This window comes from Devosia sp. (assembly GCF_048261455.1).
Taxonomy (GTDB): domain Bacteria; phylum Pseudomonadota; class Alphaproteobacteria; order Rhizobiales; family Devosiaceae; genus Devosia_A.
On the sequence record NZ_JBLXGA010000011.1, the window covers coordinates 76,799 to 91,654 of the forward strand.

18 protein-coding genes and 1 tRNA gene are annotated in these 14,856 nt (G+C 64.3%); 3 read left to right on the top strand and 16 right to left on the bottom strand.

Annotation, left to right across the window (positions count from 1 at the left end):
* Positions 1 to 221: 221 nt before the first annotated feature.
* A complete protein-coding gene (locus ACN0TK_RS12745; protein ID WP_417309885.1) occupies positions 222 to 512 on the bottom strand; it encodes a hypothetical protein in 291 nt (96 codons plus the stop codon).
* Positions 513 to 816: 304 nt separating this feature from the next.
* The gene (locus ACN0TK_RS12750) at positions 817 to 1,872 is read right to left on the bottom strand and encodes a COX15/CtaA family protein (RefSeq protein WP_417309886.1); all 1,056 of its coding nucleotides are present in this window, start codon (positions 1,870 to 1,872) and stop codon (positions 817 to 819) included.
* Between the two features lie 95 nt (positions 1,873 to 1,967).
* Here ACN0TK_RS12750 and ACN0TK_RS12755 point away from each other — a divergent pair, with 95 nt between their 5' ends.
* Complete coding sequence (locus ACN0TK_RS12755) at positions 1,968 to 2,177, top strand: DUF2842 domain-containing protein (protein ID WP_417309887.1); 210 nt, start codon at positions 1,968 to 1,970, stop codon at positions 2,175 to 2,177.
* Here the strand turns inward: ACN0TK_RS12755 and ACN0TK_RS12760 are convergent.
* Together ACN0TK_RS12760 and ACN0TK_RS12765 are read right to left on the bottom strand one after the other, a co-directional pair.
* Positions 2,171 to 3,190 carry a polysaccharide deacetylase family protein gene (locus ACN0TK_RS12760; protein ID WP_417309888.1) on the bottom strand — a complete coding sequence of 340 codons (1,020 nt, stop codon included), beginning with the start codon at positions 3,188 to 3,190 and terminating at the stop codon, positions 2,171 to 2,173. The genes ACN0TK_RS12755 and ACN0TK_RS12760 overlap by 7 nt on opposite strands.
* Before the next feature lie 4 nt (positions 3,191 to 3,194).
* Positions 3,195 to 5,315, bottom strand: coding sequence for a GumC family protein (locus tag ACN0TK_RS12765; RefSeq protein WP_417309889.1), 2,121 nt, complete (start codon positions 5,313 to 5,315; stop codon positions 3,195 to 3,197).
* Positions 5,316 to 5,467: 152 nt separating this feature from the next.
* Here ACN0TK_RS12765 and ACN0TK_RS12770 point away from each other — a divergent pair, with 152 nt between their 5' ends.
* Positions 5,468 to 6,025 carry a polysaccharide biosynthesis/export family protein gene (locus ACN0TK_RS12770; RefSeq protein ID WP_417309890.1) on the top strand — a complete coding sequence of 186 codons (558 nt, stop codon included), beginning with the start codon at positions 5,468 to 5,470 and terminating at the stop codon, positions 6,023 to 6,025.
* Here the strand turns inward: ACN0TK_RS12770 and ACN0TK_RS12775 are convergent, their stop codons facing one another.
* From ACN0TK_RS12775 to ACN0TK_RS12820, 10 genes are all read right to left on the bottom strand, one after another.
* Positions 6,026 to 7,006 (bottom strand): phosphotransferase enzyme family protein, encoded by a 981-nt coding sequence (locus ACN0TK_RS12775; protein ID WP_417309891.1) that lies wholly within the window; start codon positions 7,004 to 7,006, stop codon positions 6,026 to 6,028.
* Positions 7,007 to 7,035: 29 nt separating this feature from the next.
* Positions 7,036 to 7,112 (bottom strand) — tRNA-Pro (locus tag ACN0TK_RS12780).
* Positions 7,113 to 7,222: 110 nt separating this feature from the next.
* Positions 7,223 to 7,576 (bottom strand): VOC family protein, encoded by a 354-nt coding sequence (locus ACN0TK_RS12785; protein ID WP_417309892.1) that lies wholly within the window; start codon positions 7,574 to 7,576, stop codon positions 7,223 to 7,225.
* A gap of 49 nt (positions 7,577 to 7,625) precedes the next feature.
* Positions 7,626 to 8,102 carry a Cys-tRNA(Pro) deacylase gene (gene ybaK, locus ACN0TK_RS12790; RefSeq protein WP_417309939.1) on the bottom strand — a complete coding sequence of 159 codons (477 nt, stop codon included), beginning with the start codon at positions 8,100 to 8,102 and terminating at the stop codon, positions 7,626 to 7,628.
* A gap of 50 nt (positions 8,103 to 8,152) precedes the next feature.
* On the bottom strand, positions 8,153 to 8,680 hold the full coding sequence (locus ACN0TK_RS12795) for a MerR family transcriptional regulator (RefSeq protein ID WP_417309893.1): 528 nt from the start codon (positions 8,678 to 8,680) through the stop codon (positions 8,153 to 8,155).
* A 29-nt stretch (positions 8,681 to 8,709) separates the two neighbouring features.
* Positions 8,710 to 9,021 (bottom strand): integration host factor subunit alpha, encoded by a 312-nt coding sequence (locus ACN0TK_RS12800; RefSeq protein ID WP_417309894.1) that lies wholly within the window; start codon positions 9,019 to 9,021, stop codon positions 8,710 to 8,712.
* Between the two features lie 182 nt (positions 9,022 to 9,203).
* A complete protein-coding gene (locus ACN0TK_RS12805; RefSeq protein ID WP_417309940.1) occupies positions 9,204 to 10,154 on the bottom strand; it encodes a beta-ketoacyl-ACP synthase III in 951 nt (316 codons plus the stop codon).
* A gap of 14 nt (positions 10,155 to 10,168) precedes the next feature.
* The gene (gene plsX, locus ACN0TK_RS12810; RefSeq protein ID WP_417309895.1) at positions 10,169 to 11,245 is read right to left on the bottom strand and encodes a phosphate acyltransferase PlsX; all 1,077 of its coding nucleotides are present in this window, start codon (positions 11,243 to 11,245) and stop codon (positions 10,169 to 10,171) included.
* 85 nt (positions 11,246 to 11,330) lie between these two features.
* Positions 11,331 to 11,882, bottom strand: a complete 552-nt coding sequence (locus tag ACN0TK_RS12815) for a YceD family protein (RefSeq protein ID WP_417309896.1) — start codon at positions 11,880 to 11,882, stop codon at positions 11,331 to 11,333.
* 1 nt (position 11,883) lies between these two features.
* The gene (locus ACN0TK_RS12820; RefSeq protein ID WP_417309897.1) at positions 11,884 to 12,411 is read right to left on the bottom strand and encodes a ubiquinol-cytochrome C chaperone family protein; all 528 of its coding nucleotides are present in this window, start codon (positions 12,409 to 12,411) and stop codon (positions 11,884 to 11,886) included.
* A 164-nt stretch (positions 12,412 to 12,575) separates the two neighbouring features.
* Here ACN0TK_RS12820 and ACN0TK_RS12825 point away from each other — a divergent pair, with 164 nt between their 5' ends.
* Positions 12,576 to 13,028, top strand: a complete 453-nt coding sequence (locus tag ACN0TK_RS12825; protein WP_417309898.1) for an outer membrane protein assembly factor BamE — start codon at positions 12,576 to 12,578, stop codon at positions 13,026 to 13,028.
* Positions 13,029 to 13,086: 58 nt separating this feature from the next.
* On the opposite strand, the gene ACN0TK_RS12830 is transcribed toward ACN0TK_RS12825, so the two are convergent.
* Both ACN0TK_RS12830 and nusB read right to left on the bottom strand, forming a co-directional pair.
* On the bottom strand, positions 13,087 to 14,301 hold the full coding sequence (locus tag ACN0TK_RS12830; protein WP_417309899.1) for an MFS transporter: 1,215 nt from the start codon (positions 14,299 to 14,301) through the stop codon (positions 13,087 to 13,089).
* 31 nt (positions 14,302 to 14,332) lie between these two features.
* A complete protein-coding gene (nusB, locus tag ACN0TK_RS12835; RefSeq protein WP_417309941.1) occupies positions 14,333 to 14,824 on the bottom strand; it encodes a transcription antitermination factor NusB in 492 nt (163 codons plus the stop codon).
* Positions 14,825 to 14,856 lie beyond the last annotated feature (32 nt).

Consider the following 14,856-nt stretch of genomic DNA (forward strand, 5'->3'; position numbering starts at 1 on the left):
TGACAGATTCGCGCATCATATAGTTGCCTAAATACCGCATATTTCTATGACAACGACACTCAAATACTGATGATAAGGATCATCAAACGTCTTGCATTCGGCGCACGCGAAGTCGGCAGACCATTGCCGACAGTTTTCCACATACAAATTTGGGCACGCAGTCGCCCGCGCGCCCTTAGCGATCGTCACGAATTGATGATCTGTCTGCCAACTTTTGGCGGCTAGCGGCTCTGGTAGATCAGTGCACGGTTGCCGCTGCCTGATTGCGAGATGGCGCCGGAGCGGCCGTTGCCCATCTGATAGACGGCGGCGGAATTGAACGTACCCGACTGGCGCACGTGCCCCGAATTATAGTCGCCGGTCTGAGATACCAGTGCCCCATTCGCGTCGCCGGTCTGCAAAATGCCGCCGAGATTGCCGCTGCCGCTCTGCAGGATCGTCGCGAGACTGGCGCCCGGCTGCGCGGTGGGCAGCACGTAGCTGGAGAAATCGGCGAGCAGCGTTTCGGTCATTGGCAAATCTGGCCGCGGAACCTCAAGATTGAGCGAGGGCGCGGTCGCGGTGATCGATGGTGCGCTAAACGAGAGGCGCGGCGCCTCGCCAATCTGAGTGACAAAGGCCTCCCCGGCCTGCACACCGCCACAGACGGTGCTCAATGCAGTCACCGCGATTACAACTCGAGAGATATTCATTGTCCTACCCCGTATGTTGTACGGCCGTTACTGGCCGTTTCTTGCAACTACGGTGACATCGACAGAATAAGACCACGCTAAGCGACGTGGTTGAGCGTGTGGTCTGGATTTACATAAAATGCCGTCAATCGCGGCGCGGGGTGGAGTCGGCGAGATAGGCGATTGTGGCGCCGGCGAGCATGAAGGCGAGGGCCTGGTGGCCGAGGGCCAGCGAGATCGGGACCATGGTGACGAGGGTCAGGATGCCGAGGACCACCTGGACGACGATCAGCACTGCGATCCGGGGCAGCCAGCCGTGGACGCCGGAAACCCCGGTCTTGCGGGCGCGCCAGACGACGAGGCCAATGGCGTAGGCGGTGAGCAGATAGGCGAGATTGCGGTGGTTGAACTGCACCGTCAGCGCATTCTCGAACCAGTTCTTCCAGCCCGGCTGCATGACGTCGAGGCCCGAAGGGATCAGGGCGCCATCCATCAGCGGCCAGGTGTTGTAGCCCATGCCGGCGTCGAGCCCGGCAACGAAGGCCCCGGCGACGATCTGCAAGAGGATCAGCAGCAGCAGGACGACCACGGGCCAGCCAGCAGGCGATGGCACGGGTGCCGGATCGGGCAGCGGGCGCAGGCGACGGGCGACCCAGATGAGCGCAATGAACAGCAATGACGCGGCGAACAGATGCGCCGCGAGACGATACTGCGACACCGAGGTCAGCTGCGACAGGCCGGAGGACACCATCCACCAGCCGAGCAAGCCCTGAAAGCCGCCGAGGACGAACAGTCCGGCCAGCGGCAGAGCCAGGTTCCAGGTGAAGCGCCGCTGCACGAGGAAAATCACGAAGGGAATGGCGAAGGCGAAGCCGAGCACGCGGCCGAGGAAGCGGTGCGCCCATTCCCACCAGAAGATGCCCTTGAAATCCTCGATCCCCATCCAGGCGTTCTGTTGGCCCTGTGGGATTTGCTGATAGGCCTCGAACTCGGCCTGCCAGTCGGCATCGGAGAGCGGCGGAATGACGCCGGAGACCGGCTTCCACGAGGTAATCGACAGACCGGACTCGGTCAGCCGCGTAGCGCCACCGACGATCACCATGGTGAGGACCAGCGCAGCGACGACATACAGCCAGATGCGGACCGGTCGCAGGCGGTCAGGTGAGTGGGTCGGTGTGGCGGTTTGTGCGGTTGCGCTCACTGGGTCATGGCTCCATAGAACGGCGGAGAGCTACTCCCACTTGCCGCGCGGCACAACGACCGTGATGCCGCAGCCCCCCTGAGGCGACCTGAACCATGACCCTGCGCACCCGCAAACTGCTCGGCACGATGATGATCCCCGCCTCGCTGGTGATCTACTCGGCACTGGCGGTTTGGGTCTATCTCAGCTTTCTCGAGGGCGCCGTGTGGTGGGTGCTGATCGGCTTTTTCGCGATCGCCGGCATGGGCTGGTTCTTCCCCGCCGCCTGGATCATCAGTTGGATGTCGCGCCCCGAGGATCAATAGCCGAGCAGCGGCAGCAGCCCGGGCGCGGCCAGAACATCGATCAGGCGGCGCGATTGCCAGTCGCCGCGCAGAGGCACCCTCGGCAGCGCATAGCGCTCGGTGCGGTGCGCATTGGTGACCGGTCCCGTGCGCCGCGTCACGGCCGAGTGCAGCCCGGCCTCGGCGAAAATGCGCGTGGCGCGGGCATCGACCTCCCCCGCATAGGCGAGATGGCGCGGCGGCTCGCCGAGCTGGGCCGCGAGAATGTGATTGGCCTGCTCGATCTCGTTGCGGATCACCGGCGGCGCCATCTGCGACAGGTCACCTGCCGTCACGGTCATGCTGCCCATGGTGCACAGCGGGTCGGAGGCAATGGTAGCGAGCTCGGGCCAATCCAGCACCAGTTCACGGCAGGCCTCGGCGGTGTCGTGGCCATATTGCTCGGCCAGTTCGCGCACCACGGCGAGGCGATCGGCTTCACCCATGCGGCTCAGCCTTGCGTGCAACTCGGCATAGGCGGTGCGCTTTTCCTCGAGCGAGCCCGCCGGCAGATATTCGGTGTCGCCGAGATAGGTGACGGCAATGGCGGACTGGGTGGCGACGATATCCTCGATCACCTGCCACCAGATCATGCCGACGCCATCGGCCCAGGCGGTGGGCACGTAGATCGCATAGGGGCACCTGAGCTGGCGCAGCAGCGGCAGGGCATGACGCGCCGCATCGCGATAGGCGCCGTCGAAGGTGACGACGACGAAGGGCTTGGCGCCATCCGTATCGAGCCGGGTCATCGCCTCGTCGAGGCTCACCGTCTCGTAGCCGAGCTTGCGCAGGCGCAGCACCACGGCGCGCAGATAGTCGGGCTTGATCTGGCGGGTGGCATTGGGGGCGAAATCGGCCGGATCTTCCGGCAACACGCGTTCAAGCGCCAAAATGATGCCACGCACCGGCAGTGCGTGGCGCAGGATATGGGTCAGCCCCGTGCCCCAGGCGATCTCAGCGCCAAACCGGGTGAGCGTGTGCCTCGGTTGCGGCATGCCCTCAGGCCACGTTGGCGCGGGCCCGCGGCGCGGCGACGGTGGCTGCCAGCGTCAGACCGCTATGGGTGATTGCGAATTCGGCGTCTTCGACAGATTCGGCGCGGGTCTGACGACCGGCGATCAGCAGTACCGAACTCGCCTCGCCAGCCAGCGCTTGCAGCTGCTCGACCGTCGCCGCATCGCCGGCGTTGACCAGCACCAGATGATAGATGTCGGCGAGCGCCTCGAGCAGTGTTTTGGCGCGCGGCGAGCGCAAGTCGTGGCGCGGTAAGCGCCCCCACGGCACTTCGGCGAGGTTCTTGCCGGCGGCATGAACGACATCGCCATAGTCGGCGCGGCCGGCGGTGAGATCGGACAGACCGGGATCACGGCTGCAGGCACCACTGCCGGCATCGACGATGACGGCGCTGAGACCGGCGTCGAGCGTATCTTCGATGAGCCAGGTGGCGACCGCTTCGGCGTCGGCGCTGTCGTCGAGCGCCGAGAGCAGCACGATGCGCAGCCGGCCATCGATGATTGCGTCGGTGACGTTCTCGTCGCGACCGACAATGGCGATCGCATCGGGGGCGATGGCGTCGGCGCGGGAGTCATCTGTCTCGGCAGCATTGGCTGGCGCCGGTTCGTCATTGGCGACAGCCAGATCGAGGGCACGGGCCATCTGGTCGTCCAGCGTGTCGAGCGGCGCGAAGGGCAGTTCGACATCGGCGATCTCGGCCTGCCGGGCCTCTGCCTCGACTTCACTCTCTCCGGCATCATCGCGGCGCGGCACGAGCAGCGACAGCGTCGGCCAGACGCGGAGCAGCAATTGCCCGGCAATCGCGAACAGCGCAACCGTCACGAGGGTCAGCGGAATATCGGGGAAGACCGGCGACTTGGGCGGCACCGCCTCGGCGCTGACGCGCATGTCCGACAGATCGGCGCTGGATTCGGCACGCGCCTGAGCTTCGGCGAATTCCGACAGATAGGTGTCGAGCAAGGCACGCTGCGTTCTGGCCTCGCGCTGCAGGCCGTCGAGGGTCGCGACTGTGCCCGATGCGTCTTCGGCGGCGGCGCTGGCACGCGCCTGCTCGGCCTTCAGGCGGTTTTCGAGTTCTCCGGCAACGCTGGCTTCGGCATCGAGCGCGGCGGCGACACGGCGGGCCTCGGCGCTGATCTGGGCCTGGACCTGACCGATCTGGGCGCGGAGGTTCTTGATGGTCGGGTGGTTGTTGAGCAGCGTCGCCGACTTTTCGGTCAGCTGGCTCTGCAGGTCGGCCAGTGTTCCCAGCAGGCGCTGCATGACGACCGACTCGCGGATTTCCGCGACCCCTTCGAGCGACCGGCCGGAACTGGCGAGACTGCGAATGAGCTCGGCACGCGTTTCGGCGTCAGTGCGCCGCTGCTGCGCCATGGCGATCTGCCCGGCGACGGTCGCGAGCTGGCTGTCGGCAGTGCTGGCCGCGCCCGCGTCGAGGAGGAGGTTGTTCTTGGCCTGATAGGCTTTGACGGCCGCTTCGGCCTCGGCAACCGTGCTGCGCAGGCTGTCGATCTGCGCGCTGAGCCAGGCAGCGCTTTCGGCGTCCTCACTGGCGAGCAGCGTGCTGCGGCGCGTGATGGCGGCGCCGGCGATGGTGTTGGCAAGGTCGGCGGCGAGTTCCGCATCGTCGGCACGCACCGAGAGCACCAGAGTGCCGTCGCGCGCGCCCGGTACCACGGTGACGCGTTCGGCAAGTGCATCGATTACGGTCTGGTCGATATTGCGGGGCTCGGCGGCCGGGGCAATCAGCTGGGTCACAAGCGCAAGCGGCGTGCTGGCCGTGCCGGCAAATTCCGGACGGGTGCGCAAACCGTGCTGGTCGACGGCGTCGACGAGCAGGTCGGGCGATCGGGCCAGCCGCTGGAGGGTCTCGGCGCTCTCGGCGTTGGTTGTCACCCCCTGCCCTGCACCGCGCGATTCGATCATCAGTGTGGTGCTGGCCTCAAAGCTGCGCGGCACGAACTGCAAAATGGCAAAGCTCAGTGCAACAAGGGCCAGCGTCACCACGGCCATGTTCAGCGCGGCGCGCCAAGGCAGGTTGATAGTAACCTCGGGCTCGATGGACTCGGCCTGACGCATATCGGTAACTCGTGTGTCCGAACTCATGACGCACCCTTTGTTGCACGATCAGCATTGCCCCAACGTGGTAAGCATACCGTTAAGCCACTGTTGCGTTATGCATCCAATCGCCGAGGTTTTAAGCACAATGTTAACCATGCGCGCGGGATAGTGCGGGCTCATCGAAGTCCGGAGTTCCGATGCGCTGGCTGCGCCTATTCCTTGTCCTGCTTGTGCTTCCCTTCGCCGCGGCCTGCGCGATGAATGCGGCACCGGCGACCTATCTGGTGGAAGTGAAAGGCCCCTACACGCTGGATTCCGGCGATGTGGTGCGCATTACCGTTTATGGCGAAGCGGAACTGACCAACAGCTATCGCGTCGATGACGCCGGCAAGCTTTCCATGCCGTTGATCGGCTCGGTGTCGGTGCGGGGCAAGACCACGCAGATGGCGGCCGCCGCCATCACCTCTGCGCTGGCTGCCGGCTATATACGCGAGCCCAGCGTGGCGGTGGAAATCGAGACCTATCGGCCGTTCTTCATCCAGGGCGCGGTCAACCAGGCCGGCCAGTTCAGCTACGTCTATGGCATGACGGTGCGCGCGGCGATCAGCACGGCGGGCGGCTATACCGATACGGCCGAGCGCAGCAAGGCGATCATCTATCGCCGCCAGGGCCAGGAGATGGTCAAAGGGGCCGTGAGCCTCGACTTCCCGATTTTCCCGGGCGACACGATCGTCATCAACGAGCGCTGGCTCTGATCAGCGCCGGCGGTTGAGGTAGCGCTCGGCGAGGCCCAGCGTGTCCTCTGCAAAATGTCCGGCAAGCTCTTGCGCCGTCTCGGTTTCGAGATGCGAGCCGATCCATGCGAGCAACGACAGCCGGCGCAGCATAATCATGTCGTCGAGCATGCCGATATGTTCGGCCCCGAGTTCGCGCACCGACAGGTAGCCGGTCAGCCAACTGCGGATCAGCGCCGGCACCTGCGGCGAGGTCTCGTGAAAGGACAGGCTCGCGGCAAGGTCGTAGAGCCACCAGCCATAGCCGCAATCGTCGAAATCGAGCAGCGTCACGTGCTCGTAGTCGACCAGCAGATTGGCGAGGCGCATGTCGGCATGGATGAGGCCGAAGCGGTCCGGGACCGTGCCATAGTCGGCCAGCCGCGCCCGCAGGCGGTCTTCGAGGATTTCCAGCCGTTCGGCGATCGCCGGGGTCACCCCCGGCGCCTGACGCCAGTCGCCCCAAGCCCCGGCAGGGTCGAGCAGCGTTTCGGCATCGAGCCGCGGGCGGGTGAAGCCGCGCGGCGGCTGGAAATCGCCCACCGCCTCATGCAGCGTCGCGGCATAGCGGCCCAAGGTTTCGAACAGAGCCGTCAGGTCCTGATCGAGGGTCGGCTCATCGCCGGGCTCGAAGGCGAAGACCACTGCCGGGCGGTCATCGCCGAGGATCTGCAGCACTTCGCCGTCATTGCCGGGAAACGGGTGCGGCACGGGGATTTCGGTGCCATTGGCCAGGTCGTCGAGCCAGGCCAGTTCGCTGGAGATCGCATCGCGCGACTGATAGCCCGGCCGGTGCAGGCGCAGGATCCGCGCGCCACCGCTGGGCAGATCGAGCCGGAACGTATGGTTTTCGGAGATGTTGATCAGCGTGACACGCGCGCCTTCGAGGCCGGGCCAGAGCGAGAGCCCTGCCTCCACCAAGCCGTACTCAGCCGGGACCGGATCGCTTGTGGCGCTGTCCAATCCAAAACCTTTCGAAGATGGGGGAGAGATGGTCGGAGTGGCCGGATTTGAACCGACGACCCTTTGTCCCCCAGACAAATGCGCTACCAGGCTGCGCTACACCCCGACTTGGGGAGACCCTTAGTGAAGCGCGCTTTTCGATGCAAGGGGCAATTTGGTGGCGGGGTGACTGGAAGGGACGAATGCGCCTCTCCGAACGCATGCTGCAGGCGATGGTCAACGCACATGGGTAAGGACGTTAAGCAGCTTTCCGTCGGGATCGCGCACGTAGAAACGGCGGACGCCCCATGGCTCGTCCGTCAGCTCATAGACGATGTCATAACCTGTTGACTGTGCCCGTTGATAGATGTCGTCGACGTCGTCAACTTCGATGGACACGTCCGGAACCGGCGTACCGGATCCACCCTCTGTGGCCAGGCTCAATTGCACCAAGGCGGACTGTTCGGAGGCCAGAGTGGCGATCCAACCGTGGTCCATCACGACCTCCAAGCCGAACAGGTCGATGTAGAATTCGCGCGTTGCAGAGATGGACGTCACTGCAAGGTTCGGAACTATACGCAGGACAGTCATGAGCACTCCAATTTGTGCCACAGCCGGTCGAATGGCACGGCAGCGGTCGTTACGCAGCCATCAGATCGGCGATGCGCATTTGGGCGGCGGCGATGGCATCGGCTGGCGCCAGCGCCAGCAGCAGGCCGCGCTGGCCGCCATTGATGGCGATGTCGTCGAACAGCTCACAGGTCTCGTCGATGGCCGTCGGCACCTGCTTGCGCTGGCCGAAGGGGCTGATGCCCCCGACCTTGAAACCGGTGAGCCGCTCGGCGTTTGCCGGTTTCATCATGGTGGCAGATTTGCCGGCAAAGGTGGCGGCGAGCTTTTTCATCGAGACCTCGCCGTCGGATGGCACGACGACGCAGACCGGTTTGCCGTCGACCTCGGCCATCAGGGTCTTGAAGACTTGGGCCGGGTCGCGCCCGATGGCCGCCGCGGCATGAAGCCCGATCTTGTTGGCGTCGGGATCGTAGTCATAGGGCAGCGGGGTGAAACCGATTCCGGCCTTGGTGAGCGCCGCGGTGGCGGCTGTGGTCTTGGACAGGGCACCCTCCCCTGGTGTTCTAGGTGGCGGCGGTGACGGGGTTCAGCCGGTCAGCCTTCGCGGGCCCGTTCGAGAACGCGCTTGCAGTCGAGCAGTTCGCGCAGCACGTCGGAGAGCTTGTCCTTGTCGGCCTGGCTGAGGCCGGTCTGCTTGCTGCCGAGGCCGAAAAACCCGCCGGACTTGGCGGGCCGCGCCTCACCATCCGCGTCCGCCGGGGCTTCGGCTTCGGCTTCTGCCGGCTGTTCGGCCGACTCGGCGGGCAGATCGACCGGCGTCTCAGGACCCGGCAGCAGCGCTTCGGCAGGACGCCCCTCGCCGATGCCGATGACATAGCGGACGCCCTGATCCTTGAGGATCTTCTGGACGCCCTTGATGGTAAAACCCTGATCGTACAGCAGGTGCCGGATGCCCTTGAGCAGCAGCACGTCTTCGGGCCGGTAATAGCGCCGGCCGCCGCCGCGCTTCAGCGGCTTGATGGTGGAAAAGCGGGTTTCCCAGAAACGCAGGACGTGCTGCGGCAGGTCGAGCTCGTCGGCCGCTTCGGAGATCGTTCGAAATGCGTCAGGAGACTTGTCCAAGAGGACTCAACCCTGTTCCGGAAACTGGCTTATTTTCCAGTCCGGACCATAGATTTGTTGATCTTCGATTTCAACACGTTGCTGGGTTTGAACACCAGAACCTGCCGCGGCAGGATCGGCACTTCCTCACCTGTCTTGGGGTTGCGCCCGATCCGCTGGTTCTTGGAGCGGACCTGGAAGGACCCGAACGAGGAGAGCTTGACGTTCTCCCCTTCAACAAGCGCGTCTGAAATCAATTCCAGTACGCGTTCAACGAGTTCAGCCGACTCGGTCCGTGACAGACCCACCGCCTCATACACCGCTTCCGCGAGATCAGCCCTGGTGACCGTTTTCTGTGCCATTCGCCGCCCCTAAATTTCGCACACTTCGAAAGAAGGTCCCGCAGGCGCCCCCACCTTCGGATAACGAAACACTAACCCGATGCATTCCGACTGGCAATCTGCCTTGTCATTCAAAGACTAGGCCGAAATCGATGTGACTTCGACTGACCTTTTACAGTTATTTCGCGTAGATTGGTAAGGCTTTACCAGCGGATCAGCGACGCGCCCCAGGTGAAACCGCCGCCCATGGCTTCGATCATCACCAGATCCCCGCGCTTTATCCGACCGTCGGCAATCGCCGTGCTGAGTGCCAGGGGTACGGATGCTGCAGAGGTGTTGGCGTGCTGGTCGACGGTCACCACGACCTTTTCCGGCGGTAATCCAAGCTTGTTGCCGGCGCCGTCGATGATGCGCTTGTTGGCCTGATGCGGCACGAACCAGTCGAGATCGTCAATCGTGTGCCCGGTGTCTTCAAGGACCTTGTAGACGACGTCTGTGATCATGCCGACAGCGTGCTTGAAGACCTCTTTGCCTTCCATGCGGACATGACCCATGGACCGTGTCGAGCTCGGGCCGCCATCGGTATAGAGCTTGTTCCAAAAGTGCCCGTCCGAGCGCAGCGCGGTGGCGAGGACGCCGCGCTCCTCCCCCGACTCACCCAGTTCCAGCACTGCGGCGCCGGCGCCATCGCCGAACAGCACGCAGGTGGTGCGATCGTTCCAGTCGAGAATCCGGGAGGCCGTCTCGGCGCCGATCACCAGGGCACGGGTCCCCAGACCGTTCTTGAGATAGCTGTCGGCGGTGGCGACCGCATAGACGAAGCCGGAGCAGACCGCCTGGATGTCGAAAGCGGCGCCGTGGTGCATGCCGAGCTTTTGCTGAACGATCGCGGCGGTCGCGGGAAAGGTCACGTCCGGCGTCGTCGTGGCGCAGACGATCAGGTCGATATCGTCGATGGTGATGCCGGCATTCTGCATCGCCTGGCGCGCCGCGGCCGCTGCCAGATCGGAGGTGTTCTCGTCGTCGGCAGCGATGTGCCGCTGGCGGATGCCGGTGCGCTGGACGATCCATTCGTCCGAGGTATCGACCGTCTTTGACAGTTCTTCATTGGTCAACACGCGGGCCGGCAGATAGGCGCCGACGCTGCGGATGATGGATTTCTTGTCAGTCACGCGGGTTTCGCCTCGGTTTCAGTTTGTGGCGCAGTCTCTGCTTCGCCCTTGAGCGTGGGGAAATCGCGCACCCCTTCGCCAATCTTGGTCATGACGTCATTGCGCGCCATCTCGTAGCCGAGGCCCAGGGCGCCTTTGAAGCCCACCTCGTCGGTGCCCCCGTGACTCTTGATCACGACACCATTGAGGCCGAGAAACACACCGCCGTTGATATTGCGCGGATCGAGCTTGCGGCGCAGCGCCTGGAAGGCCTGGCCGGCGATCGCCGCGCCGAGCATCGAGACCATGTCGGCCTTCAGGGCCTGGCTGATATAGGTGCCGACCTGCCGGGCCGTGCCTTCGGCGGTCTTGAGCGCGATGTTGCCGGTAAAGCCCTCGGTGACGACGACGTCGACGGTGCCCTTGCCCAGATCGTCGCCCTCGACAAAGCCGTGGTAGACCATGCCGTGGCCGCTGGCCTTTTGCAGGATGCGGGCGGCTTCGCGCACTTCATCGCGGCCCTTCACCTCTTCTGTGCCGACATTCAGCAGGCCGATGGTGGGCAGCTCCTGGTCGAACAGGGCACGGGCCAGCGCGGCGCCGAGAATAGAAAAATCGCACAATTGGCGGGCGTCGCCGCCCACCGTGGCGCCGACGTCCAGCACAATGATATCGGTGCGGATGGTGGGCCAGATGGCGGCAATGGCGGGGCGGGAAATGCCCTCGATCGGCCGCAGGCAGAAGGTCGCCATGGCCATCAGCGCGCCGGTATTGCCGCCGGAAATGGCGAAATCGGCCTCGCCGTCCTTCACCGATTGCAGCGCCGCCCACATCGAGGAGTTGCCACGCCCCTTGCGCAGGGCGTTGGACGGCTTGTCGTCCATGGCGATGACATTGTCGGAATGCGCGATGCGCGAGATGGGCCGCAGTTCCGGCACCTCGTCGAGCAGGGGCTCGAGTTCCTGCTGCCGGCCATGGAAGATGAAGCTGGTGTTCTTGCGCTCGCTCCAGAACAGGCGCGCGCCTTCCAGCGCCACGCGTGGCCCGCGGTCGCCTCCCATCGCATCAACGGATATCCGTATGGTATCGTTCATAACCGCCTGATCCAACGGGCCTTAGCGGCGCCGCTGCCAAAATACTCATTCACCCGGGTCACGCAAGCCGAAGGCCGAAGCGCGATCACGCCCCGCCGTCAGGATCCTTGAGAACCTTCAGCCCGGCGAAGGGCAGATCGTCGCCTGTATCATCTTCCGCCACATAGTCACCCAGGCTTTCGCCTTCCAGCTTGGGATAGGGATCGATGCCCAGCGACAGGCTTTCGAGAATCAGCTCGGACAGATCGGCTTCCTTGCCCTCGAAATAGTCCGGAATGTCGCCTTCGAGATCGACATAGACTTCGGCGCCTGCGGCTTCGGGCTGCGGCATTTCCCTGCCGGTCGCTGGCAGATAGATGCGATCGACCGGCTCCGACAGTGTCTGGGCCACGGGCTCGAGCGACACAATGCTGGGCTGGACGATATCGGCTTCGAGCTTGCCGGTGACCCGCAGGCCGCCGCGGAATTTCGTGGCCTGCAGATGCACGCTCAGGCTGTCCACAGACGTCACGTCGATCAGTTCGGCGATCTTGGCGCGGTCCTCGGCGTTGATGCTCAGATCCAGCTCACGGCCCTCGGCCGGCATGGTGTCGATCCGGATCATGGCTTCCGGGATGTGCAGGCGAGGTTCGGACATTTCAGACAGGCTCCGCGGACTCGAGTCGGCCGGCAATGATGTCGTCGACGGGGATTTCGGCAAACTGGTGGCGCCGGCGCTGCAGATATGCGGCGAGCGGGGCGGTATCTGCTTCGGCATCGTCGGCAAAGACGTTGCGCCGCAGCACTGATTCGAGGGTCGTCAGATCACCGGCTTCCAGCGCCTCGTTCACCTTGGTCATGAGGGCAAAAAAGATGCTGCTCATCTTTTGCACCTTTTTCGGCACGCCCATGTCGCCCGCGCCCATCTCGCGCAGCGAGCGATCCATGTCGCGGAAGAACAGGTCGAGTACCGCCTGGCCAAACGGCGTGCCGCGCTCGGGTTCGGCGCGCAGCCGCGCAAAGAGCAGCGAAAGATGCAGCGAAATCATGTCGAACCGCCCCGTTACCGTGTCCGGCACGCCCCACTCGGCATAGAATATCGGCTGTCGGGATTGCGCCACAATGGACCTGTAGACGGCATTCACGGCATTGGGCGCTGGCGTTTTTCGGAACAGGTTCAAGATCATGGGTTCGCTATCTGGCGCTATGTCGGAGAACGTCCCGGCCGGCAAGTCTGATGTGGGCTTGGACCAACCCTGCTTGCCAGATCAATGATTTGGCAGCTAAACAGTCCGGCGGCCGACCATGGCCGTCTCGGTAATAGTCGACAGCCATCGGGAAAGTCAATTTGATGCCCTTGCGCACCGTTCTCCGCCGCCTCCCTGCAATCACCGCCGCCGTGATGGTTGGCGTCTCGCTGACGGCCTGTGGCACCAGCGGACTCAGTCTGACGCAGAACAAGCAGCGCGGCTATGCGCTGTCCGAGGATGCGCTGGTGCAGATCCGCCCCGGCCAGAGTGCCGCGCTGGTGACCGCCGTGCTCGGTTCGCCTCAGGCGACCAACAACTTCGGCTCCGAATCCGCTTGGTACTATATCGGCGAGAAGGTGCAGGAGACCGCGTTCGGCATGGAGCTGAGCAAGGAACGTACCGTTCTGGCGGTCTATTTCGACAGGAACAACAAGGTCCTCGATACCGAGCGGCTGGGCGTCAAGGATGGCAAGAGCTTCGCCATGGATAGCCGCCGGACGCCGTCTTACGGTCAGGACCGCAGCTTCCTCGATTCGCTGCTGTCGACGTTCTAAGGCCCTCGCCTTTCATCGCATTCCTGACGGCACCCTAAAGGGTACCGGCTGACGCTCATCAGCCAGGCTGGCGCGCGCCGCGCAGCTGGCTCCAGCCGAGCAGCAGAATGGCGCCTGTCGCAAACGGCAGCGCCATCACATTGATCGAGTCCCAGCCGATCATTTCGAGCAGCACGCCCGACAGGATCGAGGCGAGCGCCATGGTGCCGAAGACGACCTGCTCGTTCAGCCCCTGCACGCGCGCCGCCTCCTCGGGCCGATAAGCCTTGGCCAGCATGGCTGTCGAGGCGACAAAGCCAAAATTCCAGCCGACACCGAGCAGAATCAGCGCCGCAGTGAAATGCGCCACGGTAATGCCGGTCAGATTGACGATGGCTGCGGCGGCAATCGCCAGCAGGCCGAGGCCGGCGGTCAATTGCGGGCCGAGCCGGCTGATCAGCGAACCGGTGAAAAAGCTCGGCGCGTACATCGACACGATATGCCACTGGATGGCGAAGGCGGCGGCTTCCGTCGTATGGCCGCAGACATAGACCATGGCGATGGGCGCTGCGACCATGACCAGCACCATCAGCGCATAACTGACGGCGGCCGTGACCATGGGCACGATGATCTCGGGGGTCCGGATCAACTGGGCTAACGGCCGCCCTGCCCGGCGCTGTTCGGCGCTGCGGACGGTCGGCGCGAGCCGGGTGAACCACAGGACCCCGATCGAAAGTACCGCGAGCCCGGCCATCACCAGATAGGTGCCGGCGAAATCCACTTCGGGAATGAGCGGTTTGCTGAACGCGCTAAGGGTCGGGCCGACAAAACCTGCCACCACGCCGCCGGCCATGACGAAGGCAATGGCGCGCGGCTTCCACGCATCGGGCACGCTGTCGGCGGCGGCGAATCGATATTGCTGGGCGAAGGCAGCGGTAGTGCCGAGCATGGCGAGGCCGATGCAGAACAGCACGAAATTGGACGTCAGGGTCGCGTAAGCAGCGAGCAAGGCGCCGGGGATGGCGATGGCCGAGCCGAGGATGAAGCCGTTGCGCCGGCCCAGCGTGTGGATGGACCAGGCCGCTGGCGTCGTCGCCAGAGCGGTGCCGATGATCATCAGGGTGACAGGCACCGTGGCATAGGCCTTGTCGGTGATCATCATCGCGCCGGTCAGCGCGGCGACCGACATCAGGATGGCCTGGTTGGAACCCAGTATCGCCTGCGCCGTCGACAGCAGCGCGATGTTGCGGACGGGCGATCCGGTTTCGGGGGGTGTTTGCTCTTGGTCCGTCATTCGCGTTTCTGCCTTGCCCGCAGGCGGGCGATCAGCGCAGGGGTTCGTCCCTGCCCGCCTTGCGCGCTATGGCATCGAGCACGCCATTGACCATGCGCCAGGCGTCGTCCTCGAAAAACGCCTTGGCGACATCGACATATTCGGTGATGACGACGCGCGCCGGAATATCCTGGCGGCGCAGCAGTTCAAAGGCGCCTGCACGCAGGATGGCGCGCAGCGTGGCATCGATACGCACCATCGGCCAGCCATCCTGCAGCGCCGCATCGACCGCGGGATCCACCTCGAGCTGCGCCTTGATGACGCCGGAGACGATCTGGCGGAAAAAGTCGGCGTCGGCCGGCAGATATTCTTCACCCTCGATCTCGCGCTTCAGATGCACGGCGCTGAACTGCGCCAGCGTCTCTTCGAGGGTCTGGAGCCCGACATCCATCTGGTAAAGCGCCTGCACGGCGGCGAGGCGGGCAGCGCCACGCTGATTGGCGGCGCGCGAAGCGGCGGGATTGCGGGGGATCGGGTTGGCCATAAGAGTGCGATAGTTCCAGTGTGCGCCTGCGG